Source organism: Pseudomonas sp. WS 5503 (genome assembly GCF_012985385.1).
In the GTDB taxonomy this organism is placed as follows: Bacteria; Pseudomonadota; Gammaproteobacteria; order Pseudomonadales; family Pseudomonadaceae; genus Aquipseudomonas; species Aquipseudomonas paracarnis.
This window is the reverse complement of the sequence record NZ_JAAQWI010000010.1, coordinates 258,909-281,230: the sequence shown is the minus strand read 5'-3', so window position 1 is coordinate 281,230 and position 22,322 is coordinate 258,909. Positions and strand designations below refer to the sequence as shown.

Here is a 22,322-nt window from a genome sequence, read left to right as displayed (position 1 = left end):
GCCCTCCCCAAATCAGGAATGTCTTCATGCGCAATCATCATCCACCGTTCGCCAAGCACGCCCCGCACATCCAGGCCGCTCTCGATCGTGCCAAACAAGAAAAGGCCGATGGCGTGATATCAGGTTTTCGTCTTGTGCATGATGGTGCACAGCTGCTGCCAAAGGCCGGCGGCTTCATATACGGCCGAATCGGCTTTGAAGACGAAACACCCATCCAAACAACTCGGATCAAGACTGTTGGTGCCGATATCATCACAACGGACAGTGGTCGTCGCTATGTCATCGCCGATTACCACAACGACGCCGCTGCCGATCTTAAGGCATTGAGAGCCAACATCCGGAATCGAAAGAAGAACCCAGCAGTGGTTCTTGCGAGCTAGAAAATCCGGTTGAATTAAATCTGTTTCGCCCGCTTCTGGCACACGTTGGACGCCCTTTTAATAAGGGTATCAACTAATCAGGAGCGCAACATGGAACACATCATCACCCCAGGCAACAAGTGGATTCCCGCGGCGAAGGTCGTTGCAGAGACACCAACCACGGGTGACGAGAGCGGCTTCTACAAGCGCTTTGCTGGCGGCATCCACTTCTACGCCCTGGATGGACAAGTCTTTGCCTGCTTGGTCACCAATCGCCATGGAGAGCGCTTCTTCGTTACAGCCACTGCCAGGGTTGAGGGCATCTTCTTCATGCACAGCACCTGCAGCATCACGGAAAAGAAGTTAGGGCTGACTGGACTGGGCCTTCGGGCAGAGCTTGAGCTCGCTTCCAACATCGTCGATGAACTGGACACCCTCAAGGCTAACGCCACAATGCTCAAGCTGGGTGTGACCTTCGACCAGTACGTTTCCATGGCCAACCGCGAGACAACCACGCAGGAGTGCCTGGCAGCATTTCATAAGGCTGGCCTGACAACTGAACTGAAAGGGATTGAAGACGACGGCTACCTTCTGGCAACACGCCTGGGCCGCACCATGCTTCACGCAGCTTGCTACCAGAATGCCAGCGGTATGTGGGTAAAGACGCCAGACAAAATCGCAGCCTAAGTCCACGCGGGGGATTCTGGCATGCCTGAATCCCATTCAATCTTCAACTTCTAGCCATCCAGAAAGTGAGCCAATCATGAAATATCTATTCTGCAACCGCGTGAACTACACCTGGGCCGGGTTCGTACTGAGCATTCTGTTATCGAACGTTACAGTCCTCGCCCTGCTGCATACCGGACTGATTCAGGAAGCGCCGAACGAAACCGTTGTATTGGTTTTTGCATCTTTGGTCGTAACCCCGCTGATGCAGCTGGCTCGCAAACACTGGTATCCCGATGCCGACAAAAATGCGAAATGGTCACTTACCTGGGTCGATGCACGCATCTTCATGCTGGCCTTGCTGATGGACTGCCTGGCGCGCAGTAGTGCAGCTGCGCTGCTTAGCATGGTGAGCTCTGTTGACCCCTTAACCCCGGCGCTCTCCCAGGGCTTGACTTGGGTAGCTTATGTTGTGGCCGCGGTCCTGATCGGCAGATATTTGACCCAGCGTATTCAACCGGCGCCGTTGCTTTCTCATTGAACACAACTGGGGGCTATGCGCCCACCCAGTTTGGGTAACATTGAATGCGCTTGCAGTCGGTAGACCCCGATGCTTGGCGAACTTGTGCGCAAGGAAGATGGCGACAAGCTGACATGCATCATCAATGAAGAGCTTGCCGCTCTCTAAGCAGACTGCCCGCCGGGACGGCGGGCCACCACTCTCTCCAGGAATGCAACATTGAACACTTCGACACTTTCTACCAAGGCGGCAGCCCAGATCCCGATGGTCCCGGGATCGAACCTCGATGCGTATCTGACCGTGATTCACTCGATACCAAACATGAGTGCCGAGGAAGAGCGACGTTTGTCTGAGCGACTTGTCGAGCACAATGACATGGACGCAGCACGCGAACTCGTTACATCCCAGCTTCGCTTTGTCGTGCATATCGCACGAAGCTACTCAGGCTATGGGTTGCCTCTAAGCGATCTGATCCAAGAGGGCAACATCGGGCTGATCAAAGCCGTGAAGCGATTCAATCCCGCAGCTCAGGTCAGACTCATCACTTTCGGAGTCCACTGGATTCGCGCAGAGATCAACGAGTTCATTATCCGCAACGGTCGAATGGTTCGCCTGGCGACCACCAAGGCTCAGCGGAAGCTGTTCTTCAATCTGCGCAAGCAACCCCGGTCCCGCAACTGGCTTACTGCCGATGAGACGAGGCACATCGCCGACACCCTCAATGTGAGCGTACTCGACGTTAAGGAGATGGAGACGCGCATGGCAGGTAACGACACGTCGTTTGACCCCGCCGCAGATGCCGATGATGAGTCGGCATACATCACCCCGTCCCATCAGATTGGAGACCACCGTTACGATCCCGCCTATCAGTACGAGACTGAGGCAGACGCCGGCACTTCTACAGACGACTTGCATGCGGCACTCAACAACCTGGACGAGCGCAGCCGTGACATTCTTGCACAACGATTCCTATCGGAGAGCAAGGCGACACTCAATGACTTGGCGAGCAAATACAACGTATCGGCTGAACGTATCCGCCAAATTGAAAAGCTGGCCCTGGCCAAGCTCAAGCTAGCCATTCCTATGGCCGCGTAAGGAGATCTGAGTGCTTAGAAGGTCAAGAAGAGGCGACAGTAACACCTGCCGGGAGCTTGAGGCGAACGGCGCCTGCGATGAATTCTGTGCCCATCTATCCATAGGAATGTTCACTGAGGGAGCGGTCAACCTATGCCTGTCCACGCTCTGACAGCTCTCGATTATTGCTGGAAGCCACAGGCTCAAGCCAAGCTTTTATGCAAAGTCCTTCGCTGCGCGCGTGTAAGCTTAGATCCTGTGCCAAGACAGAAGTCAGGAAAACCTCATGTCCGATCCAGCCGTAGCAGCCGCGCTGTGCCTCTTGATTACCTGCACACCCGCACTTGCCCAGAACCCAGCACGTGGTTGCGTTCTGCTAAACCCTGTTCAGCCCAACGTAGTCACAGCCAAGGATCTATCGTCAAAAGATCTTTGCACCCGCGACGGGAAGGCCATCAGCTCGGTCAGCGTCGGTAATTCCCAAGCTTGGGATGGCAAGCTTGTACCACCATATAATCGCGTCACCATGCGGGCTAAAGGCGAACCTGTCGAGACGAACGTAACGTTTCAGACACCCAGCGCGACCTACCAAGTCCACATAAAACCATAGGTGGATTGTCCCCGGTTCTGGCACGTCAACATCGGCGGTTCAATGGGGTAAATCACTTCTAGGAATTGCTACGATGTCATACGATCCGGACCAAACCATCGAGCGCATGGTGAACTACACGGCAGAAGTGGGCGGACACCGAAACCGAACAGTCCGACTGAATGGTGGCAAAGTGCCACTTTGTACCTGTACATATAATTTTGCCCAGGACGATCAGACCAAAGAAATGGTCGCTAGCCGCATTGCTGCACTCTGGAACCTGACCCAGGGAATCGGAACGGCAGATCTTGAGCATCTAGTTTCAAAAGGGATGACACTCTCCAAACTGATGGATATGGCGCTGGAGAATATCCGCAACAGGGGTTCTGCCACACCTGGTAAGGCCAAACAATAGGCCCATCAACCAAACAGGTGACCCCATGAAATCAGCAGCACAGCAAACCCCACTGTTCTCCTCTTCCCTACTGGTGAGTGCCGGCATCACAGATCTGTCGAAGATTGTCAGCCTATCCTTTGACCTGCAGCCGCAGATCAATAAGCGCTCCATCACCTACCGCGAGCAAACGACGGTGTATGTTGATGACATGGTGGCTCAGGTTCGCCTAGTCGTAAAGCTCAAGGTTGAAAGCAAAAAGCGTGGGGCTAAGCGAGTCCAGCTGCCGGATAGTTACCCTGACCTACAGGTGGCGCGCCTGGTGGGCTACGACCCTGTGAAGCATGTCTGGGGGACTGTGAGTCATACAACCAACACCCTGCCTGAGCCAGAGCTTCATGAAGCCTGGCAGGCGCATCAAGAACTTGAAGCTGTCCGAGCCGGCATGAAGCAGAACGACCCTTACACTTGGTATCCCATCGCTAAATAGAACGCGAAGACCGCACTAGCAGGGCTCGCCCTGCTTTTGGGGGAAGGTTAGGCACAACCGCCTTACCTATCCTGAAAACCGCGACCCCATTTTGGGTTTGTCCTTGCCCTTCCGAACCTCATGATGCGTCGGCCCTAACGTCAGGTACGTATTAATGAGAAGCCCCACCCTTAACAAAGCTCGCCTGCAATGGAGACGAGTAGCACTCTCCGCCATGATGATTGCCCTCCCGGCCTATGCAACAGCTAAAACGTTGGAGGTACAGAACCTCCAGCCAATAACCTCGGGAATGAATGGAATTGTTGTCCTCAAGGTAGTGGGGTCAGCATCTTCCTGTACCTATATGGGGAAGCTGGTTCAAATAGCAGCCGGCCAACCGAATGAGAGATGGGTCGTAAAAGCTGATCAGCGCGTCTGCCTAAAGTCGGCGCGTGGGGATATGACGATGGCAAAGGTTGAAGCCCTGGCTCCAATCAACACCTTCCCGATTCCGAAAGAGAGCAACCTCACCCTTTACGTCCGGGAATAGGTCAGCGAACACACTGGGGGCGGATAAAAAGATTCCGCATGCAGAATCTTTCTGTGAGGGTTGGGGCACATCTGTTTACGGTTAAGACTTACCGCACAAATTCAGAGCGAGTGATGCGTAATGGGACACCCAACCGCCTACAAGACCCTATCTGGCCTGCTCAGGGCCACGGAGAGGGTATTAAGGGACAGCCACCAATCGATCCGCCACACATTCGATGGTTTGTCCCGGGGGATGTGGCTCAAGAACGCTGAGTATGTTGCCGATACCCAGTTTGGGGATACTAGCGGCGTTGCTGAGCTACGCCGTAAGTGGTCCACGAGCCGGCCCCAGGACTTAATAGGCGGGAATGCTCTCTTCGGAATGCCATTGCCTACACGTGAGTACGCAGCTGGGGACAATATACCTGGCTGCGGATTGGTCCAGGATGTCCATGGCGAACAGCTCAAGATCAATGGACATTGGTATCACAAGCGGTGCTTTAGCGCCAAGGGAACAGCATAGAAACCGGGCACCTATCGTGCACCAATCCTTACTGTTTCAGCACACCGGCAAAGATGGAAATCAGATTTCAGGAGCTTCACCAATGAACCGCACCACCACTCTGCTGCTTGCCGCAGTCGCGTCAGCTGCAACATTAAAGCTGATCGCGAAGACCCAGGCTCAGGGCACTGATGTAATTCTGGCCACGGCGAAGATGGTTCGCAACGATATGCTGGCGCTTGAGGCGCATGTCAAAGCTACCGGTATTGATGTGGGCCAAAACCCACTGTTCCATATGGTCCAGCATGACTATCCGTCTGCAGGCCCTTTAGCAACTCTGCCGGCATAAGCGTAGAACACATAGCTGAGGTACCAACAAATGACCGAATTCAACAGCCAGTACGACCGTGCCGTCTGGTCTCAGAAGCTGGTCACTTACTACTTCATCGACGTCAACATGCTCACACAGGCAATCCATAATGCCCTGCCGATGCCCGCGCGGGCAGCACACCCGCCCGAGCACATCGCCGCCATGCTCACAAGTGACTTGGCCATGTTCCCCGAGCGCGGAGCGGGCTGGTACCGCAGCGTTGGTAGCCGGGAGTTTCTGGGGATCATCCTGTTTGTCCGACGTTTCAGCCGATGGATGAAGTCTCTGGGCGCCTCGTTAGGGTATGACGTCGACTCTATGCTTATGGAAGATGACTGGGTGGATTCACTCCCAGAGCTCCAGCCCGTACTTTGGGGGCTGATGGATCGCGTCCGCTCGGACCTTCAATCCGCGAAAGCGATTACTGACATCGGGTCAATCGAGGCCGCATTTCAAGTGCTGATTCGTTCTGTGGACGCGGGGGAGCACCCTCACCAGACCTTTGTAAGGGCTGAGAGAGTCACCCAAGGACTTCGGCTAGTTGGTTGAGAGCAACAGCAGGGCTTCAACGCACCACCCGGTTCTGGCACGCACCAAGTTGCCGCATGCTGGCTTCATATTCAACGGAGCCTGACATGAAATACCCAAGCCCGCCCCAACTCCAAGCCCTGTACGAAAGCAACGAAGAGCTCATTCAGAACCTGACTCAGCAAATGGTCATTTCTGCCCAAGACATTCAGGGCATCAACAAGAACATTCTGACCCGCCTGGCGAGTGATTTCTGGGGAATGATCTCTTCTAACGCACGGGCTGAGATGATGAGTCACAGCCACCACTTTGTGCGTAGCTGTGCCCGGATAGGGCAGCAAGATCTTGAGAAGGCCCTGGCAACACCAATTGCTGACCTTTCAGAAGGACACCTCGTAATGCTGCGGCAAGACCTCTGTCGGCGAGCGGCTGAGATGGAAGCCGATCCCGTCATCCAAAAAGCGGTTCTGGTTCGAGGTTCAGCTGAAAACGCTGATCTGGCATCCTTGAATGTTCAGTTACACGCCGTGCGTTGTCGCCTGGCCGCAATCGGTAAGCCCGAATCCCCCAAAACCTACATTTGGATCTGAAAATGGGTACGTTTGCCGCTCAGACACGCAATAGCATCACCTTCGGTGTGAAGGTGCAAACTCGCACCGCCCCGCGCACCCTGAAGATCCGTTCGGTGTTCACCCGGCACAGCCGGGCGGTCACAGATCGGGAGTGCTCCGCAGCTGCATCCGACATTGCCCTGACTCTGCGCCAGCAGCTGCCTGTCCAATGGCTGCTTGAGGGTGGTGACAGTTTCGATTTTGATCTGGCTGCCATCATCGACGGCCTTGATGCAATCAAGCCATTTGGCTACCCAGAGGATCCACCAGGTTTAGCCCTTGATGATCTGAACGAGCAGCTAGCCAAGCTGCTTGATTGGGCTGACGATGCTGAGATAAAGCTCATTCCCTGAAGCTTTACCCATGATCGACAAGCACGGCTTCTGCCACACTGTGATCAGGGGCAATGTGTCTCATCAATTTAGAGGCATTTCCCATGCATAACCGGCTCAATCATTCCGAAATTCACATAGTGCGCGAAGCGGCCGTAATGGCAGTTTTCAGTCTTTATGGATATCTCGGTGCGGGCGCGCGTCTGATACGCGCTCTTGAGGCGCTTGCTGGGTCAAAGAATTACGTGGCAAGCCCATTCAACGAAAGAATGGACATTTTCCAGGTTTCAATCTTTGAAAAAGGCCCGGATGCCCTGTTACGCCTACAAGTTGTACACTCTCCGGACCATAATTCAGTGCACCAGTTGGCTTCGCTACCAGCTGATACACCTGGGTACTGGACCGCGGTATTGGAAGCCACAGCACTGAATGGTCCCTTCAGCTTGGTCTCACTAACGATTGAAGGCCAAGATATGAATCTGAACACACAATCGACGCTGTCAAATAGCTCAGCACAATGACACCGAAACTTACTCTTTTCCTACCGCTGGAAATCGACAAAGCCGAGGAACTTGCTGCTGTGGACTCACGGTCGGCTGAGTTATTCCACCAATGGTCAGTTCATGAAATCGCTAGTGCGGCTGTAATCCAGAACTCAACTGCTTTTGCTGGCCACAACCTCAGAGCTGACAAAACCGAGAAGGCTCTAGCCGAACTCATCAGCATCGGCATTCAGGTTGAGCGATCCAACGGCCAGGGTGAGTTTGGTCGGCTTATGGCCGCGCGCTTCAACCGAGATAACTTCAATACAGGCCTAAATGACCTTAAACGAATCCCCGCACGTCTTCTAGATCCCGAGCTGATTTCAAAGGGCGGTTTTGTTTTCCCCAATGGGGAGTGGAATTTTGAATTTAAGCGCCAGCTGTCAGCCCAGTTAAATCCCTTCACTGAGAAATTTGTTACTAATGACGGGAAAGAGTTCACCCTGACTAACCAGCAGGCCCGCACCTTCAGCGTTTTTCGAGGTGAGCTTGATGAGAGCATGGACGTCCAGGCACTGGCGGGGACAGGGAAAACCTATCTGATCGAGCGGATGGTCGATAGCCTAAGCAGGTATCGCCCTCTTCTCCTAGCGTACACTCAGGTTCAGCTCCAAGCCCTGATGGCTCGCATTGGTCCAAATCGTGTAACTGGGATGACTTTCGGGCAACTAGCTACCGAGTGTCTTGAGCGAGACCAGAGCAAGCCATATCGCCGGGCAGGTAAGCGCGCATGGTCTACCCACCAGCTCGCACCCTCACTGGCTGCTGAGCGCCTTGGGTTTGGGCCAGTAGGTTCAATGGCACCCTGGCAAGTGGCCCAGACATGCAACCGCATGGTGATGAGGTTCTGTTTTAGTCGGGACACAACGCTAGATACTCGCCACATCCCCCCATTGGATACCAAACTATCCGAGTTGGATAAAATCGCCTTAGCTCAATATGCCCAAGTGTTCTGGCAACAAACTATAGAGCCTACGGATCCTCGGATTGAAATGCCTCTGCGTGGTTACCACCGAATCAAGCACCTGGCGCTGGCGCTCGATACGTTCATAGACCCGGGCTACACCCACATCATCATTGACGAGAGTCATGACCTCACGTGGCCAATGTGCGCATTCCTGGATCGCTGCCCACAGCCCGTGATCACTCTCGGCGACGCATGCCAGAGGCTGGATGGAAACCTGAGCAAACGCTCGCCGGCTACCCGAAGCCGCGAGGTCGTTCACTCCATAAGGGCAGGTAGGCAGATTGAGGGTGTAGTGAATACCCTGATCGACCAGAATCCAGTGGTTCGAGTTGCCCACATGGAGGGCAGTCGAGAGCGTGACACCAAAGTCATCTACTACGACAACGCCGAGATCCCAACCGAGCCGGCCACGATACTCTGCAACTCCGAATGGGGCCTATTCGAGTGGTTCCAGCGCTTAGGCAATGCCGGGGCAAAATTCAGTCTTCTGCCAGGCGCAGACAAAGCGTTCAGGCTGTTCGTGCTTGATTGCATCGAGCTGTTCAACAAAAGCGTTCGGCCGTCGCACAGTGCACTGTTCAAGTACACAAGCTGGGCGTCCCTTGTGAAGGACATGGCCAAGGATGACCTGGCCTTTATCCGTATAGAACGCATGCTCAAGAAGGGTTACAAAGCCACCGATTTCGAAGCATCGCTTTTGTGGCTCGATGCTACTGGCCGCGCCCCTATCAAACTCGGACGAGTTGCGGATGCTCGAAACACAGAGGTCGACACTGTAATGCTCGCACCTGACCTCTTATCGAGGATTGAGTCCGGCGACCGAATGGGCGCTGCTAAAGCGCTGGCTGCCATTTACACCGGCGGCACTCGGGCACGCTTCAAGTTAATCGTGCCTGGAGAGGTTCGTGATTGGGCTACGGATCTGTCTGCGAAATCCAAAAAATCCTGACCCCCGGTTCTGGCACTACGTTGAGGACTCCATCATAGGCACTCACCTAATCACTGAGGCATCTGTATGACGGAACGAAGCACACCAAAGACCGCGGAGATGATGCAACAAGTGCTGGCAAAAGGGTGGGCCCCTGATGAAAACCTACCAGCAGAAAATCTCGAATTTGTGCCCGTATGGATTTACTCGTACGGTTACGAGGCTGGTTGCAGGCTCCACGGCCAAATGTTGAAAGCTATCTATGAAAATGGCCTACCACAGGATTTCCTGTCCTCTCTCACCCTGAACGCCGGTGATGAGTACGCTAACAAATTAGCGATTTTCGATACCCGTTCATCAGGTGCTACAGAAGAAGACAAGCAAAACCTGTTGGCTCACATGTTCAACTTCACCCGTGGAACACGTCTCTGGGGCACACTTCCCTCGTACACCATGGTTCCAGGCGTACATGTTGTTGTGGTCGACTGGAACACCCGCTCCAACGGACACGTTCTCGTTCAAGCAGGTGCAATCCAAGCTGAGTTAATGACACCACATCAAGTCACCAACGCAGCCCAACTTGCGATGGAAGCTCACCTTGCACGCCACCCTAGTGATAGACCTCGCAGCAGGGCTCATGCCCATTGAATTTTGGCAACGTGTTTTGGGTAGTTGTGCTGGCACAGTGATGTTTTAATCAATTTGCCCAGGGGTGGGCATGCAAGTCACCAGCTTCACGGCCTTGAGCACGTTGCTGGAGATTTCGAAGCCTTCGGGCATCCCCTAAATTTATCGGCCCACGCCTACACCCCCAGGCGTGGGTTTTTTTTGGCCTGCGATTCTGGCACGCCGCAACTAGCTTGATCATTGGCCTCAGTCAATTAGCCATCAGGATCCAGGTCATGAACACTGCCACCAGCAAATCGAGTTGCACCATTCCACCTAAATTAGATGAGCGCGAGACCGAAATGCTAGCGACCCGTGTCCGCGCTGCGTGTTTTGAATCACTGGGTTGCGCTGATATGTCGTACGCCCGGGCGGGCGTTTCGTTTGAGCAGGACGGACGCTTTACTAAGGCCAAGCACAGTGGCTTTACGGTTGCATCTATGATGGGTCGTTTCTCGAAAGAGGTGCTGCTCAATACCATCCGCTCGAATATTGCAGATAGCACCCGCCAGGTCGCGAATGAAGTCTTCCCCAGACTGAAGAACTCACTACTGCTTCCGCGGGGCCACGTTATCGGCTACGACGTCGACGCAAGCGTGCTTCAAGTAGCACAACGAGGTAGTCGCAGGATCACCGCCTATGTGTTCCGGCCGCTGGGATCTTCCGGGGATTCTTTCTACAGCGAAATTCACTTGGATTTGCAGGCGTGCCAGGCACAGATCACTTTCAAGATCGGCGACCGGTGGGGCGGCGGCCCTACAATCCTTCCGGCTAACCAAGGGACACTTCAGGCCGACACCTATAGCGAACTATGCGAAATCGTGTCACTTACCTTTAATGGGGCTTATAGCGCACACCTTGCTGGAAAGGCTGATTCAGATCCTCAAGTCGAAACGTGTCCAGTGTGCAATGGTGCTGGGGACAAGCGGATCGGTTGGACGAGTCGTTACAAGTGCCGTGCATGCGACGGATCTGGCAGCTACCCGGATCCAGTTCGAGTGGCTGGCCTACTAGACTCACGAGAAGCCCAAGCGCTGTTTTACGCAATAGACGCAGCCAGTCATCGTGACGGCATGGTCATGGCTGGATTATCAAATCTTGGTCTGGTTAGCGGGTGCCGTAGTGGAGACAACGCTTCCCACCTTACTGAACTGGGGATTGAAGTGAAGAAGGCGCGCGAAGCTTCTGGCGATTCGGCGAAAGTTGGTTGAACCATGCCCGTACAGCGGCAGACGCGCGACGAAAAAGAAATGGGTGTTTTGGGTGGTCATTCAAGAACAAGCCGTTACTCTGTAGAACAGGTGCCAAGGATGACACCCAGTCTCATCGTGTTAAGTAATCCGCGTCCCCTCCGCGGTCCTGAGCCGGATGACCTACTCCCCTGGGTCATCCGGCCTTTTTTTGTCTTCAATTCGGTCAGCAGCCAACCGCCCCTTGATGAACTTCACCCCTTGCCGGTAAAAAAACAGACAAGAAAGCCCAAGTATCTTGAGTAGGGTTAGTGACCAAGACCAAATTAGTCCCAGGATAAACTTGACCTTTGCGGGTTCTATCAATCTAGTTTCGTTTGCCGACAGCTCCCACGTTTCGCTTCGAGGGACTGTCTTGCTTTGCCACCAGTCGTGAAGATCCTGCATCTGCGCTTGAGACTCCATGATGGCCGCTGGATCTGAGCTGAGTCTGACGACTTTCACAATGGCGTACTGACCTGTAAAGCGGTGCATGGTGAAGCGGTAATTACTGCATCCCGGCTGAGTCGGTGTACTTCTCAAGCGAAGCAAAGATCACAGCATTCGCGCCATTCTCCTGAGCCTGAGCCACCAACATCCCGCGTGCTAGATTGGGATCGTTCGACTGTGCCCAGCCATCCCCGGTGATCATCATGACCTCCATCCCTTTCGGAGCACCGGATTTCGACCAAACAAAATTGTCGGGATTGGTATAAATCAGGGTTGGTCCGATTCCTGGAAGAACATGCCTGGCCTTCGACCCTTTGGGGGACGGAGTAGGAACGAAGGTCACTCGCTGGCCGGAAGTCAGAGGTTCGCCACCCTTGACGTCCTTCTGATGGACGAAATATCGCTCGCCATCATCACCGCTGATGAAACCGTAGCCTTTCGAGGCAACAAAACTGATCACCTCACCTTCAATACTGCCGGCAGCGATATTTTCCTGATCCACAAACACATCCTTTAAATCCGATGTGGGGGATTCTACCGGCATTGAGCTCACACAACTCTAAACGTGGTTCTTCTTTTGCTAGGGGTTCTGGCACATGCGAGGAGGCATGAATATGGCTCCACCAAACACGCACTGGAGCTGTCACCATGTCCACCACCACACTCTTCCCATATCACCCAACAACAGGTCTGCGCCTGGAAGTGACTATCCAGTTCATTCCAGCAGGCTCTCCTCAGCAGATCACCAAAGTGGATGGTGAGATCATATTTGAGATCACTGACGACTCAGAACCGAACTGGGACAATTCTGAAACTCAGCAGGTGGGTACAGATGTCTACCTCGCCGATTCGGATGGCACCGAGTGCCTTCTTAGCGAAGCAGTTTGGAGTGAAATTGAGGGAGATAGCATCGCTATTGAAACCCCCGGCACTCACAGCTCAGTGGTGTGTGCAAACTCTCTTCGAGATCAACTGCGGGAGCTCGCAAGCTCCGCTCGTGAAGCTGTGCTCGACGTTGAGCAGGGGGCTGATCCAAAGGCCTCTACCATCGCGCTGAAAGCGCTGCTCGGGAAACTCGGCCTCTGGGAAGAGTTTGAGCCGGACGCTGAATAAACAGATGGCTGTGGAGCCTGCGGGCTCCTTTAATCTGGAGGAAACATGACAGCTACTTCAACACTACAAAATGAGCCAGCATCTGCAGCTCATGTCCTGATTTTTGCTGATGTTCACGATCTTGGTAACATTTCGGATGGATTGATTGGCCCAGAGTTCTACCCTTCGGCCCACGCGGCATTGATGCGGTTTGTTGGGTATGCCCTCCCACATATCACTGCAGATCAATCGCTGTTTGATTCATGCGCTGCACGACTTGCCGCTGAAGGGCACGGTGAGTTCCAGGAACCCGGTTCTCTGCAATTTGAAAACGTGCAGTCTCTTCCCACCGTCGCACTTGAAGTGTTGGCCGACACATACGCCAGCGCCAGGCAGTGGGATAGCTACCAGTGTTTCTTCAAGATCGCTCGAATCCCAACCTGACCGACCTCCCCTCTTGCTTATCGCTTCGCCACGCCAGACGGTTCGAGGGGAGCTCAATTCCTCAAGACCACGCCACACAACCAGAAGTCCTGAAAATGCTGCCTCGTTTTGGCTGGTGGCACAAAGCCTTTCCACACACAATCCAATTACCAACTCATGAGGGCAGGACAATGACATTCGACCTGACGCGGTTTCTGGAAAAAGCTGGCACTGTCGCAGGAATCTCCGGGGCTGTGCTCTTGTCGTTGAATGTCACCTACTCCTCTTACGGTTACGTGTTGTTCTTGGTGAGCAGCGCGATGCTTGCTGGTCATGCCGGTAGAATAAAAGCTCGCTGGCTGCTCACCTTGCAAGCCTGCTTCCTGCTGACAAACATGAACGGCATCTATCATTGGATCCTTTTGCCCGCGATGGGTGGTCAGTAGCCGCCTGCACTCTCCAAGAAGACATGATTTCGAATATGCGTACCCATTATCACAACCTGCAGGTCCAAGAGAACGCAGATCAGGCAATCATCAAGGCTTCTTACAAGGTCCTCGCTCAGCGCTATCATCCTGACAGGAACTCAGACAACGCTGAGGAAGCCAGCCGGATATTTCTGATCATCACAGATGCTTATGAAATACTCTCTGAACCGGATAAACGCTCGGTTTACGATGCAAAACTGAAGGCAGCACGCAAGTCTGCACTGGCAGCGAAATCACACAGAACTGAGCAAGAGCCGCGTCCCGCCCCACATATTCCCGAACGCGTAGCACCGATCTCTGCGAACCCCGCCGGACTTCTAGACCTCGTGGCGAACACTCAGATGGGGCAGAAGCTGCGTCGGATGATGAGACGAGTAGCGGACAATCAGAACACCCCACCGACAATCAGGTGGCTGCTAAACCGGCCGGTACACCTCGTTGTTATGCTCCAAGTTATCGTAGCTGCCTACCTATTCAAAGACGTCATTTTCTAACCAGGTCTGTCGGCTTCCGAGCACAAAATTGATCATGGCTAAACGTTCACCAGATGGAGCTTCAACTTATGGGCAAACGGATCATCTATGAGATTGGCCACCCGGCCGCGGCCACTCTCTACTCCAATTCCAGTCACGACAGCCAAGACCCTGAGATCTTGTTCTATTCCCTGATGAAGGATTTCATCGGCCGGCCTACAGCGCTTGTTATTGAGCTGCTCAGCCTGTCCTACCAAACGTCTTCCGGAGACAACCTGGCGGGTGATCCTCTATTCACCATCGCCCAATACCCAGGCGAGCGTGAGTATGTCCTGATTGGGGATGTCGACTCGGGAGCCGTGACCCGCCGGGAGGACGCGTACGTCGGTCTGGCACCACTCCCAACCTCATTTGAGGCGAGTGTGCATGCTCTGTTTAACCGGTTCCGCAAAGCTGCGGTACCGACCGCATACAGTTCGGTTGAGAGTGTTCGTCAACATCTTAATGAACTTGGTAGTAGCTTGAACAAGGTCATGAGCTCAGACAACGATGACTCCGTAGTAGCTGATGCTGCATCTGCCCTTCACTTGGCCTTGGTTGACCTGCTTGCTCGCCGGGGTATCGGCCTTCAGGCATGGTCCACGGATGCACTCATGGAGCTGAAGTCAGGCAGTACGCGCCAAAGCCTTACAACGGCAGCCCCTCAACACAGACCTTGGATGCCCGGCAGCACTCTAGCCTTTGGTGAGGAATACGGCGTCCTCTATCGTGATGAGGAGGAAACGCTACAGGTGGTTGTCGAAGAGGGCTCCGTGGTCGTCTGGCAGCGTGAGGTTGACGGTGAAATGGTGAAGGTTGAGCAGCACTACGTTCCCTCAGATGTCGACATGAAAAAACACTGCTTAAACCTGGTGCCGTACAAAGGGTTCACCTGCATTCACTTTGGTGATGGTCGGGCCGTATTCACAAGCGGCGAGGTTGAGGCAAGCTATCGAGTGAAGCTCGGATCAGGATGGGAGCTCGAAGCTTGGGCGGGCGTCAAAGTGGATATGGACCGGGCATTGATGCACTGATAACCCCACATGGGCTTCTGCCACAACCATTACACCCCGATTATCAATCACTCACTGATCGGGGCTCATCATGAAATCCATACCTACAACTTCTGTGCTGGAAGTTAAACCGCAGCCTTCTACCGCGGTAACCAGCGATGAGGCCCATGCCCAAGAAATCCGTTCATCACTGAGTGTCGACGCTATTACGGCTGAGCGCCATTCCTTATCTGAGATATCCAAATCCAGGTACGAGACGGGTGACCGCGCAGGACTGGCCGAACCTTCAGGGCACTACATGGCGGGTGATTCTGCAGGATGCACAGTATTGGACTGGATGACTGCAGCAGAACGCTTGCGCTTCCACCTGCTGGGCTTAGCGTTGCCGTCTTTTGGTGAAGAACGGCTGGCCGCCCGCTCCCGTATCCAAGAACGCATTGCAGCGAGGAAACGCAATGCTCTGACCCGTAATTTCAGTTCCTCGCGAGAGCAGGCTGCCGAAATCTGTTAAGTAGTCACAAAGCATTGGCGAATTTTCATGCATGGGTTTTGGATAGCCGGATGCCCGTCGTTAAGGTGTACTTGAACGACTATCTCCCATGGTTACCACATATGCCAACACACTCCGTTGTGGGCACGGCTATCGACAATGACGAGCGGATAACGGCTCTTCGACTAGCCATGTCCAAGATTGTCAGGTTCTGCTCCAGTCAACGCGTTGCGATGAAAGATGAGAAGGTCGCCCAAGCCCAAATGGAGACTCTACTTCTCGGCGCAGGTTTTGACATCAAACGCGAACACAGACTTTCAGCCCAGGACATCCCCGATTTTCTTATCTCAGAATCGGGCTTCTCAATCGTTCTCGAAATGAAAACCCGGTGCCAACGGATGAAGATCCTCCGCCAACTAGAGCGCTATTCAAAGCACCAAAGCGTGGACGGGATCATCCTGCTCAGCGCTACAGCAATTGCCATTCCACCGCAGATCAGTGACACCCCCGCCATCTTCGCTTCAATGGGCCGGGGGTGGCTGCGATGAATACCTATGGCAAGTTGACCCTGACAGACAGTAAACGTCAGTGGCTGCTTGAGGGGTTAGCTCCGCACGTAGCGATCCGTCTCAAGCAGATTTTCCCGCGAGTATCGAAAACTCAGGTTGATTGCTTCACGTTCCCTAATGATCTGGAGCATTGCAGCGATCTTGAATGGTTTGCCAGTCGCTACCCTCTCGACATTTCGGATTCTGCAGCCAGGGCTTTGAAAAAGGGCCGCAAAGGCTTTCAGGCTCGGAAGGCTGAACTCGAACAGATCCTCCTTCCCAGCTTCGTTCCGTCCCCATGCTCAGGATTGAAGCCCGCATGCCAGTCACGGCTTTACCAAATGCAAGCTGCTGCACTCGCCCACGCTACCGGCACACTTCTGCTGGGGGACGACATCGGACTCGGGAAAACGGCGGCTACCGTGATGTGGCTGCTGAATCCGGCATGTAGACCCGGGTTAGTGGTTGTGGACACTCACCTTCAAAAACAATGGCTGAACAAGGTAGAGGAATTCTCTGATCTGTCGGCGCACATAATCCGGACCGGAACGCCCTACGACCTCCCGCCCAGCGACGTCTACATCATCACATACGGTAAATTGGCCGGGTGGGTTGATATGTTCAGAAGTCGTTTTTTCAAATCAGCTTGCTGGGATGAGATCGGCGGCCTTCGCAAAGGCCTGGAGAGCGTCAAAGGCGAAGCATCGAACGTGCTCGCCCAGAATGTGGACTTTCGATTGGGCCTATCAGCAACACCGGTGTACAACTTTGGGATTGAGATCTTTAATATTTTCGAGATCCTTCAGACCGATGTGTTAGGTACTCGTGGAGAATTCATTCGAGAGTGGTGTAGCGATGGCCAGCACGTATCAGACCCAGAGGCGTTGGGATCTTACCTTAGGGAACAGAAGGTTTTCCTGCGGCGCACGCGAGAGGATGTAGGACGACAGCTGCCCCAGGTCAGCACGATGGTTGAGGACATTGCCCATGATCAGAAGGCTCTGAAGTCGATCGAAGAGATAGCTCGAAAGCTAGCCCTTAGGTACCAAACTGGCACTTTCGAAGAGCGTGGTCAGGCCGGCAGAGAGCTCGACATGCTCGTGCGCCAGGCCACTGGCATCTCGAAGGCTCGATTTATTGCTCAATACGCGCGCATGTTTCTGGAGGACAATGTGCCCATTGTTCTTGCAGGCTGGCATCGGGCCGTCTACGACATCTGGAATGAAGAGCTGGCCCAGTGGAACCCCGTTATGTACACGGGGAGTGAGTCGCCCAAGCAGAAGGAAGAATCCAAACGTCGCTTCCTAGCGGGAGAGTCGAATGTTCTGATTCTGTCACTGCGCTCCGGGGCAGGCCTCGACGGGCTACAGGCTCGATGCAGTGTTGTGCTGCACGGTGAACTGGACTGGTCGCCCAAAGTGCACGAGCAGGTCACAGGAAGGCTAGACCGCGAAGGTCAGCCCAACCCTGTGCTATCCATATTCCTTGTGTCAGAGGATGGATCAGATCCTCCGATCATCGAACTTTTGGGAGTTAAGGCTGCACAAGGCACAGGTATCACTGACCCCGGCCGAGTCTTTGAGGCGAATGTGCCGGATACAGGCCGCATGCGACTGTTGGTAGAGCGCTATCTGCCTAAAAACGCTCAACAGGCAGCCTAAGGGTTCTGCCACGCTGGGCCAGGTCTAATCATGGGCGCGTCCAATCATTGGGAGCGCCCATGAAACTTCTGACTTTCCACCACACCGATAACGGCAACTGCCGGGTCTACTACAAAGACAGCATGAAGCAACTGGTCTGCTTCCAACCGTCACATCTCAAAGGCCAGTTCGGTCTTCTCGCCTGTTCACGCGACGGCGAACCGTCCCACAACATCGAGGTCAGTGGTTACATCATTGACCGATTTCCCGCGGCATCCGATGGTGCGACCGCAGTTCAATTCCGCACCTGGTACTTGGCGTCAGCCTCAGAATCGCAACGTGTTTTCGTAACGTTCTACCCAGAGGTCTGGATTCAAGACAATGCCACTGTGGCGGACCCGGGTGAAACGCAGATCGATGTCACGGCCGCCATACTTGACATGGGTATGCTCCAAGCGCTGAAGCTGAAGGACAACGACGACCACTCCGACGACCTGAGGCTAGCAGTGGAGGCGCCGCAATGGGTAAAAGACTGGCCAGGCCCTCACCGGGTTAGCTGTGAGAGTGCTATCCAGGAACACTTTACTGAAGACATACAAGCATCCTGATTTACCTCGTACGCCTACTCTTCCAGGGGTTCTGCCACATCATTTCCGATCTGAAAATAGCCTCATTCACTACATTGAGGCTTCATTCAGATGATCAGCACTTCCAGCCATGCCACCTCTACCCTGTTGCAGTCCGGTCTGCCCCGGGCTGAACTGATCACCTCGATCGCGACCCTTTACATGCAGAGCATGCACGCGAAGTGCGCCGGCCAGCCTGCGGACGTCCGCGAGTACCACATCGGCTTTGCAGAGAAGGTTTTGAATAAAGATTTCTACGGCCTTGAGCACATCTGCAATGGACTGAATTCAGTTGGCAAAGAAGTGTTCTGCACAGTTGCAGGCCTGAAACTTCCTAAGGCCCAAGGAGCTTCACGCGAAGCCCTCCGAGCATGGTGTGGTGTAAGTGAATTGGACGACGATCTGACGAAAGCGAAAGCCCGGCTTGATCACGAGCTCAAATCTGCGCAGCGGGTGTTCAAGGAGAACATGCCGGCGATCATCACAATGATCGAAGGCTGGTATAGCGCTGGTTACGTCCTGCTGATGTCTCAAAACAAGCGCAACTACATCGCGAATCGTGCTCAGACCCAGGGACGCGACCTTTCAACGCGCGGTCTTCACGGATCTAAGTTTCGACCATACCTTGAAGCCTACCTATCCCTTCAAGCGCTTCGCGTCCAGAAGGGTGAGATCACTGAACCCGAATACCAGCCACCTACAGCTGTCTCGGTAGTCGCACCAGTGTCGGAGCCAAAGCCAACAAATGAGCCAGCCCATTCTGCCCCTGAATCGAGCGCTCCTATGCAGCATGGTTTCTGCTTCTGATCCCAAAGCACATCCCAAGGGGCATGCATTCCATGCCCCATTTTGGATTGTACTCAACTCTCATTCTCATGTCTGACCCACGCCAATTCAAGAATTCGCTGATCAACCCTACGCAAGCCGCGCTACTGATTAAGGGCCTCGGTCTGCGAGTTTCGATCCAGATGGATGACCAGGCTTGAGGCACACGCTAATAGCAAGACAATGGGTGCACTCAACTTCTGAATACAGAGAACCGTCGATGAAATCAGTGCCCTATGAAGCGTTGGACAATGTAGGTAAACCATTTAACCGATCTGCCAGAATTATCTCTGAGCTGCCATGGCGTGAGCGTAAAGCCGCTCTGAGTGGTGCCCTGGCTGCGGTTTCCGAACAGGTAGGCATTGCACCGACAGATCAGATCTACTTTGGCATCCCAGTGTTTAACGCTTTCGGGATGAACGCAAAAGAGGCGCGTCAGCACCCAATGGCAGCCCTGCTGATGACTTCCGGAGGCGATGTTGGTCTTGAGATGGTCGCTGGCTTTATGCCTAGTGACGCTATCAGTGGAGTCATACATAGGTAGCTTCTGGCACGATATAAACCACCAGAAGATGTGCGGTATAACCGTTATGGAGATACCGCAATGCTTCCCCCTCGACTGCTCAATGGTACGACCCGCGCTTTTACGATCGAATGCCTGATCCCTACGGCTTCAATAAATCGCGACCTCACCCTTCTTCCAGAAAGCCGCCAAATCATGCGCTTCGTGTTGCCCGACTGGCAGCGTGCTGAATGCTGGGACCGTGAGAAGAAGGTTAGCTTCATCGAAGGTGTTTTTTTAGGCTTCGGAACCGGTTTTCTCGTTGTAAACGGCCGTGAGTGGGAGGGAGATTCTGCTAAGCCGGCTCCCATGGCTGGATGGTTGCTGGATGGTCAGCAGCGAGTATCGGCCGTGCGTGACTTCCTTGCCGGCGAGTTCCAAATCTTTGGTGACATCTACTGGTCAGATATTCCCCGCGCCGATCAGATGCGACGTTTTCTACACCATCCATTCCCTCAAATGGAGATCGAGTACATCGGTGACGAACTGACCTTGAAGTCGCTCTACAAACGGCTGAACAAAGGCGGAGTTCCTCACAACGAAGCCGACATGGCGCGCGTGGACCAGTAGTTTGCTGTCACAATACCTCAGTGCGGCTCAGGACGCCACAGCAAGAAGATCAAGCGAGCCCCCATGACCTCATAAGCTCTTTGCTACTTCGAAACCTGCATGCCTAGTGGAGGTCTCCTTCAAGCTGTAAGGGCTATGCCTCAATCAACCTAACTGTGGACATCCGTTAGCTATGCCCCGGTTGCGAGATTCACATCAGCACCTGGTGGCTGGACATGGTAGCGACTGGAACGGCCGAGATCGCAAGAAGCCCTTTATCGAACTGCTAATACTTGATGACTTCGTTTCCTCACATAGTCATGGGGCGACGACTACGCCTTGGCAGCCGCAGAAATAGCAGCATGAGGATTCACCGTAGATCTTGATGCGAGTACCGTTTGGTTGCCACGTGAATAGAACAAGATCGACCTCAACCGCGGGCAATTTGCGTGTGCTTCATATCGCACGCGCAGAGCTTTAATCTCCATAGGCATTGAACTATGCAATAAGGATCGAGCTGGCTATGAGCTAAGCCTTATGGATGTCCGTGGAATTAGTGAATAGGCGCTTTCGTTGTATTTCACAGTTATGGAATCTCTCAAATGACCCGCTTCTGGCACACCCTAAAGCCATTGATTCTGGTGCTTCCTAACAGCAGAGCACCTGATCATGTTCGAATCATTGCGCGCGGCAAAAGCTGCAAAACTCACCCTCGGAAATCTTAAGGGACCGTCATCCAGTCCTGGAAACCGAGAGTGGTCGTGCTCACTCCTTTTCTTTGGTGCAATTGTAGGCTCTGCATCAGGTTCTGAGCGCAATCGAGAATTCACCTTGGTACTGAACAAGGGGCTTCAAGAACAGATCATTGAGAATCTAGTGAAGCATGGTTTCAGCTTGGATCTCACGCAGATCCCCAAGAATGCAATCCGCCCCACAAATCCAACTGACTTCATGCGCCTGGCCATTGCCCAAATAGCCGATGAAATGGACATCGTGCGTGAATTGCGTGAGGCCACTGCAAAGTCGACACTGGTAGTGTTCAACTCAACTCCAGGAAAAGTTGAGGTCTTCCCTTACATCTTCACCCCTGAGGTGAAGAAAGGTTTGATTGAGGCCTATGGTGAATCAGAAATCGAGTTCCTGAACGAGACACTCAAAGGCCTCTGAATGCAAAACATCTGCTGAAACCTATTCCCCACATGAACAAAGCGCCAAACTGCCGTAGAAATCCGACAACAGGCAATTTGGCGTCATGTTCTTGACTGGAAAAATGATAAGGTTCAGCGGAGAATGCGCCCAGTTTTATTGACTACCGACCTGAGTCTGACACCATGAATAGCTCGACCAGCCTGACATCAACCCCGGATTCCGCATTCCCTGCGGCCCCGTCGCGGACGGCTGAAAAATTCGTACTTCGTATTCCGATCGTGCTCAAAGAAGCTATCGAAGAGGTGGCTCGACGCCAGTTCCGCAGTTTCAACAGTGAAGTGGCACTCGCAGTTATCAGCCAATTTGAGAGTCATCGCCGGCTGATCACAATGCGCAACTCCCTGGCCACCCGGCTGGGCTCAGATGTGGCTGACGAGGTGCTTTTAAGGTTCCAGCGGATTGATCCTGAGGAAGGCACCGTACAGGGTTTCAACATTCGCTTTCCAGAAGGCTTGCGGGATGAGGTTAAAGCATCATCGGCCGACACCATGAAGATTGCGATTGCCAATGCTTGTGCTGACTGGGTCTACTACAGCCAACAAATTGAAGCACTTTTGAAGCGATGTGAAGATCCTGACATTCAATTCCCCTCGGCAGTTGTCAAACACTGATCCGCGC

General features: G+C 53.6%; 30 protein-coding genes. 29 read left to right on the top strand and 1 reads right to left on the bottom strand.

The genetic code is table 11. The features are described from left to right. Positions 1-26: 26 nt before the first annotated feature. The 15 genes from HBO10_RS24755 to HBO10_RS24685 all read left to right on the top strand — a co-directional run bounded on the left by HBO10_RS24755 (position 27) and on the right by HBO10_RS24685 (position 11,259). Positions 27-380, top strand: coding sequence for a hypothetical protein (locus HBO10_RS24755; RefSeq protein ID WP_011923154.1), 354 nt, complete (start codon positions 27-29; stop codon positions 378-380). 90 nt (positions 381-470) lie between these two features. Then, complete coding sequence (locus tag HBO10_RS24750; RefSeq protein ID WP_169904094.1) at positions 471-1,046, top strand: hypothetical protein; 576 nt, start codon at positions 471-473, stop codon at positions 1,044-1,046. Between the two features lie 76 nt (positions 1,047-1,122). Next, positions 1,123-1,566, top strand: coding sequence for a hypothetical protein (locus tag HBO10_RS24745; RefSeq protein ID WP_169904095.1), 444 nt, complete (start codon positions 1,123-1,125; stop codon positions 1,564-1,566). A gap of 198 nt (positions 1,567-1,764) precedes the next feature. Next, positions 1,765-2,640, top strand: coding sequence for an RNA polymerase sigma factor RpoH (gene rpoH / locus HBO10_RS24740; RefSeq protein WP_011923157.1), 876 nt, complete (start codon positions 1,765-1,767; stop codon positions 2,638-2,640). 662 nt (positions 2,641-3,302) lie between these two features. Further along, on the top strand, positions 3,303-3,623 hold the full coding sequence (locus HBO10_RS24735) for a hypothetical protein (RefSeq protein WP_169904096.1): 321 nt from the start codon (positions 3,303-3,305) through the stop codon (positions 3,621-3,623). 25 nt (positions 3,624-3,648) lie between these two features. Continuing rightward, complete coding sequence (locus HBO10_RS24730) at positions 3,649-4,092, top strand: hypothetical protein (protein ID WP_078465962.1); 444 nt, start codon at positions 3,649-3,651, stop codon at positions 4,090-4,092. 214 nt (positions 4,093-4,306) lie between these two features. After that, positions 4,307-4,621: a hypothetical protein gene (locus tag HBO10_RS24725; RefSeq protein WP_078465961.1), complete on the top strand. Its 315-nt coding sequence runs from the start codon at positions 4,307-4,309 to the stop codon at positions 4,619-4,621. 586 nt (positions 4,622-5,207) lie between these two features. Continuing rightward, positions 5,208-5,453 carry a hypothetical protein gene (locus tag HBO10_RS24720; protein WP_169904097.1) on the top strand — a complete coding sequence of 82 codons (246 nt, stop codon included), beginning with the start codon at positions 5,208-5,210 and terminating at the stop codon, positions 5,451-5,453. A 30-nt stretch (positions 5,454-5,483) separates the two neighbouring features. Beyond that, positions 5,484-6,023 carry a hypothetical protein gene (locus HBO10_RS24715; RefSeq protein ID WP_078465958.1) on the top strand — a complete coding sequence of 180 codons (540 nt, stop codon included), beginning with the start codon at positions 5,484-5,486 and terminating at the stop codon, positions 6,021-6,023. Between the two features lie 86 nt (positions 6,024-6,109). Continuing rightward, positions 6,110-6,592 carry a hypothetical protein gene (locus HBO10_RS24710; RefSeq protein WP_078465957.1) on the top strand — a complete coding sequence of 161 codons (483 nt, stop codon included), beginning with the start codon at positions 6,110-6,112 and terminating at the stop codon, positions 6,590-6,592. 2 nt (positions 6,593-6,594) lie between these two features. Beyond that, positions 6,595-6,966, top strand: a complete 372-nt coding sequence (locus HBO10_RS24705; protein WP_078465956.1) for a hypothetical protein — start codon at positions 6,595-6,597, stop codon at positions 6,964-6,966. A gap of 83 nt (positions 6,967-7,049) precedes the next feature. Then, positions 7,050-7,466, top strand: coding sequence for a hypothetical protein (locus HBO10_RS24700; protein WP_153045976.1), 417 nt, complete (start codon positions 7,050-7,052; stop codon positions 7,464-7,466). Then, a complete protein-coding gene (locus HBO10_RS24695; RefSeq protein ID WP_169904098.1) occupies positions 7,463-9,403 on the top strand; it encodes an AAA family ATPase in 1,941 nt (646 codons plus the stop codon). Before HBO10_RS24700 ends, HBO10_RS24695 begins: the two co-directional genes overlap by 4 nt. A 99-nt stretch (positions 9,404-9,502) precedes the next feature. Continuing rightward, positions 9,503-10,030 carry a hypothetical protein gene (locus HBO10_RS24690; protein ID WP_153045975.1) on the top strand — a complete coding sequence of 176 codons (528 nt, stop codon included), beginning with the start codon at positions 9,503-9,505 and terminating at the stop codon, positions 10,028-10,030. 254 nt (positions 10,031-10,284) lie between these two features. After that, positions 10,285-11,259 (top strand): hypothetical protein, encoded by a 975-nt coding sequence (locus HBO10_RS24685; RefSeq protein WP_169904099.1) that lies wholly within the window; start codon positions 10,285-10,287, stop codon positions 11,257-11,259. A 526-nt stretch (positions 11,260-11,785) separates the two neighbouring features. On the opposite strand, the gene HBO10_RS24680 is transcribed toward HBO10_RS24685, so the two are convergent. Beyond that, positions 11,786-12,229, bottom strand: a complete 444-nt coding sequence (locus tag HBO10_RS24680; protein ID WP_169904100.1) for a cold shock domain-containing protein — start codon at positions 12,227-12,229, stop codon at positions 11,786-11,788. A 146-nt stretch (positions 12,230-12,375) separates the two neighbouring features. On the opposite strand from HBO10_RS24680, the gene HBO10_RS24675 reads away from it, so the two are divergent. The 14 genes from HBO10_RS24675 to HBO10_RS24610 all read left to right on the top strand — a co-directional run bounded on the left by HBO10_RS24675 (position 12,376) and on the right by HBO10_RS24610 (position 22,315). Continuing rightward, positions 12,376-12,840, top strand: coding sequence for a hypothetical protein (locus tag HBO10_RS24675; protein WP_169904101.1), 465 nt, complete (start codon positions 12,376-12,378; stop codon positions 12,838-12,840). Positions 12,841-12,885: 45 nt separating this feature from the next. Next, positions 12,886-13,263, top strand: coding sequence for a hypothetical protein (locus tag HBO10_RS24670; protein ID WP_078465950.1), 378 nt, complete (start codon positions 12,886-12,888; stop codon positions 13,261-13,263). 170 nt (positions 13,264-13,433) lie between these two features. Continuing rightward, on the top strand, positions 13,434-13,688 hold the full coding sequence (locus HBO10_RS24665) for a hypothetical protein (RefSeq protein ID WP_078465949.1): 255 nt from the start codon (positions 13,434-13,436) through the stop codon (positions 13,686-13,688). A 35-nt stretch (positions 13,689-13,723) separates the two neighbouring features. Then, complete coding sequence (locus tag HBO10_RS24660) at positions 13,724-14,224, top strand: J domain-containing protein (RefSeq protein ID WP_161952147.1); 501 nt, start codon at positions 13,724-13,726, stop codon at positions 14,222-14,224. 68 nt (positions 14,225-14,292) lie between these two features. Continuing rightward, positions 14,293-15,276: a hypothetical protein gene (locus HBO10_RS24655; RefSeq protein ID WP_078465947.1), complete on the top strand. Its 984-nt coding sequence runs from the start codon at positions 14,293-14,295 to the stop codon at positions 15,274-15,276. Between the two features lie 70 nt (positions 15,277-15,346). After that, positions 15,347-15,766 (top strand): hypothetical protein, encoded by a 420-nt coding sequence (locus HBO10_RS24650; RefSeq protein WP_169904102.1) that lies wholly within the window; start codon positions 15,347-15,349, stop codon positions 15,764-15,766. A 170-nt stretch (positions 15,767-15,936) separates the two neighbouring features. Next, entirely contained in the window at positions 15,937-16,293 is a 357-nt protein-coding gene (locus HBO10_RS24645; protein WP_153045973.1) for a hypothetical protein, read from the top strand. Continuing rightward, entirely contained in the window at positions 16,290-17,954 is a 1,665-nt protein-coding gene (locus tag HBO10_RS24640) for a DEAD/DEAH box helicase (RefSeq protein WP_011923178.1), read from the top strand. Before HBO10_RS24645 ends, HBO10_RS24640 begins: the two co-directional genes overlap by 4 nt. A gap of 59 nt (positions 17,955-18,013) precedes the next feature. Beyond that, positions 18,014-18,541 (top strand): hypothetical protein, encoded by a 528-nt coding sequence (locus tag HBO10_RS24635; protein ID WP_078465944.1) that lies wholly within the window; start codon positions 18,014-18,016, stop codon positions 18,539-18,541. A 90-nt stretch (positions 18,542-18,631) separates the two neighbouring features. After that, positions 18,632-19,366 carry a hypothetical protein gene (locus HBO10_RS24630; protein ID WP_169904103.1) on the top strand — a complete coding sequence of 245 codons (735 nt, stop codon included), beginning with the start codon at positions 18,632-18,634 and terminating at the stop codon, positions 19,364-19,366. Positions 19,367-19,604: 238 nt separating this feature from the next. Beyond that, positions 19,605-19,928, top strand: coding sequence for a hypothetical protein (locus tag HBO10_RS24625; RefSeq protein WP_078465943.1), 324 nt, complete (start codon positions 19,605-19,607; stop codon positions 19,926-19,928). Positions 19,929-19,988: 60 nt separating this feature from the next. Next, positions 19,989-20,516: a DUF262 domain-containing protein gene (locus HBO10_RS24620; RefSeq protein ID WP_169904104.1), complete on the top strand. Its 528-nt coding sequence runs from the start codon at positions 19,989-19,991 to the stop codon at positions 20,514-20,516. 648 nt (positions 20,517-21,164) lie between these two features. Continuing rightward, positions 21,165-21,662, top strand: coding sequence for a hypothetical protein (locus tag HBO10_RS24615; protein WP_153045972.1), 498 nt, complete (start codon positions 21,165-21,167; stop codon positions 21,660-21,662). Between the two features lie 164 nt (positions 21,663-21,826). After that, positions 21,827-22,315 carry an Arc family DNA-binding protein gene (locus HBO10_RS24610; RefSeq protein ID WP_078465940.1) on the top strand — a complete coding sequence of 163 codons (489 nt, stop codon included), beginning with the start codon at positions 21,827-21,829 and terminating at the stop codon, positions 22,313-22,315. Positions 22,316-22,322 lie beyond the last annotated feature (7 nt).

Bases quoted from the DNA above. Each gene is read 5' to 3' on its own strand.
- HBO10_RS24720 (WP_169904097.1), top strand. From the start codon at position 5,208: ATGAACCGCACCACCACTCTGCTGCTTGCCGCAGTCGCGTCAGCTGCA.
- HBO10_RS24620 (WP_169904104.1), top strand. From the start codon at position 19,989: ATGCTTCCCCCTCGACTGCTCAATGGTACGACCCGCGCTTTTACGATC.
- HBO10_RS24630 (WP_169904103.1), top strand. From the start codon at position 18,632: ATGATCAGCACTTCCAGCCATGCCACCTCTACCCTGTTGCAGTCCGGT.
- HBO10_RS24635 (WP_078465944.1), top strand. From the start codon at position 18,014: ATGAAACTTCTGACTTTCCACCACACCGATAACGGCAACTGCCGGGTC.
- HBO10_RS24715 (WP_078465958.1), top strand. From the start codon at position 5,484: ATGACCGAATTCAACAGCCAGTACGACCGTGCCGTCTGGTCTCAGAAG.
- HBO10_RS24625 (WP_078465943.1), top strand. From the start codon at position 19,605: ATGAAATCAGTGCCCTATGAAGCGTTGGACAATGTAGGTAAACCATTT.
- HBO10_RS24640 (WP_011923178.1), top strand. From the start codon at position 16,290: ATGAATACCTATGGCAAGTTGACCCTGACAGACAGTAAACGTCAGTGG.
- HBO10_RS24730 (WP_078465962.1), top strand. From the start codon at position 3,649: ATGAAATCAGCAGCACAGCAAACCCCACTGTTCTCCTCTTCCCTACTG.
- HBO10_RS24655 (WP_078465947.1), top strand. From the start codon at position 14,293: ATGGGCAAACGGATCATCTATGAGATTGGCCACCCGGCCGCGGCCACT.
- HBO10_RS24725 (WP_078465961.1), top strand. From the start codon at position 4,307: ATGATGATTGCCCTCCCGGCCTATGCAACAGCTAAAACGTTGGAGGTA.
- HBO10_RS24710 (WP_078465957.1), top strand. From the start codon at position 6,110: ATGAAATACCCAAGCCCGCCCCAACTCCAAGCCCTGTACGAAAGCAAC.
- HBO10_RS24670 (WP_078465950.1), top strand. From the start codon at position 12,886: ATGACAGCTACTTCAACACTACAAAATGAGCCAGCATCTGCAGCTCAT.
- HBO10_RS24685 (WP_169904099.1), top strand. From the start codon at position 10,285: ATGAACACTGCCACCAGCAAATCGAGTTGCACCATTCCACCTAAATTA.
- HBO10_RS24755 (WP_011923154.1), top strand. From the start codon at position 27: ATGCGCAATCATCATCCACCGTTCGCCAAGCACGCCCCGCACATCCAG.
- HBO10_RS24615 (WP_153045972.1), top strand. From the start codon at position 21,165: ATGTTCGAATCATTGCGCGCGGCAAAAGCTGCAAAACTCACCCTCGGA.
- HBO10_RS24665 (WP_078465949.1), top strand. From the start codon at position 13,434: ATGACATTCGACCTGACGCGGTTTCTGGAAAAAGCTGGCACTGTCGCA.
- HBO10_RS24705 (WP_078465956.1), top strand. From the start codon at position 6,595: ATGGGTACGTTTGCCGCTCAGACACGCAATAGCATCACCTTCGGTGTG.
- HBO10_RS24645 (WP_153045973.1), top strand. From the start codon at position 15,937: ATGTCCAAGATTGTCAGGTTCTGCTCCAGTCAACGCGTTGCGATGAAA.
- HBO10_RS24675 (WP_169904101.1), top strand. From the start codon at position 12,376: ATGTCCACCACCACACTCTTCCCATATCACCCAACAACAGGTCTGCGC.
- HBO10_RS24650 (WP_169904102.1), top strand. From the start codon at position 15,347: ATGAAATCCATACCTACAACTTCTGTGCTGGAAGTTAAACCGCAGCCT.
- HBO10_RS24695 (WP_169904098.1), top strand. From the start codon at position 7,463: ATGACACCGAAACTTACTCTTTTCCTACCGCTGGAAATCGACAAAGCC.
- HBO10_RS24745 (WP_169904095.1), top strand. From the start codon at position 1,123: ATGAAATATCTATTCTGCAACCGCGTGAACTACACCTGGGCCGGGTTC.
- HBO10_RS24660 (WP_161952147.1), top strand. From the start codon at position 13,724: ATGCGTACCCATTATCACAACCTGCAGGTCCAAGAGAACGCAGATCAG.
- HBO10_RS24750 (WP_169904094.1), top strand. From the start codon at position 471: ATGGAACACATCATCACCCCAGGCAACAAGTGGATTCCCGCGGCGAAG.
- HBO10_RS24690 (WP_153045975.1), top strand. From the start codon at position 9,503: ATGATGCAACAAGTGCTGGCAAAAGGGTGGGCCCCTGATGAAAACCTA.
- HBO10_RS24700 (WP_153045976.1), top strand. From the start codon at position 7,050: ATGCATAACCGGCTCAATCATTCCGAAATTCACATAGTGCGCGAAGCG.
- HBO10_RS24610 (WP_078465940.1), top strand. From the start codon at position 21,827: ATGAATAGCTCGACCAGCCTGACATCAACCCCGGATTCCGCATTCCCT.
- HBO10_RS24735 (WP_169904096.1), top strand. From the start codon at position 3,303: ATGTCATACGATCCGGACCAAACCATCGAGCGCATGGTGAACTACACG.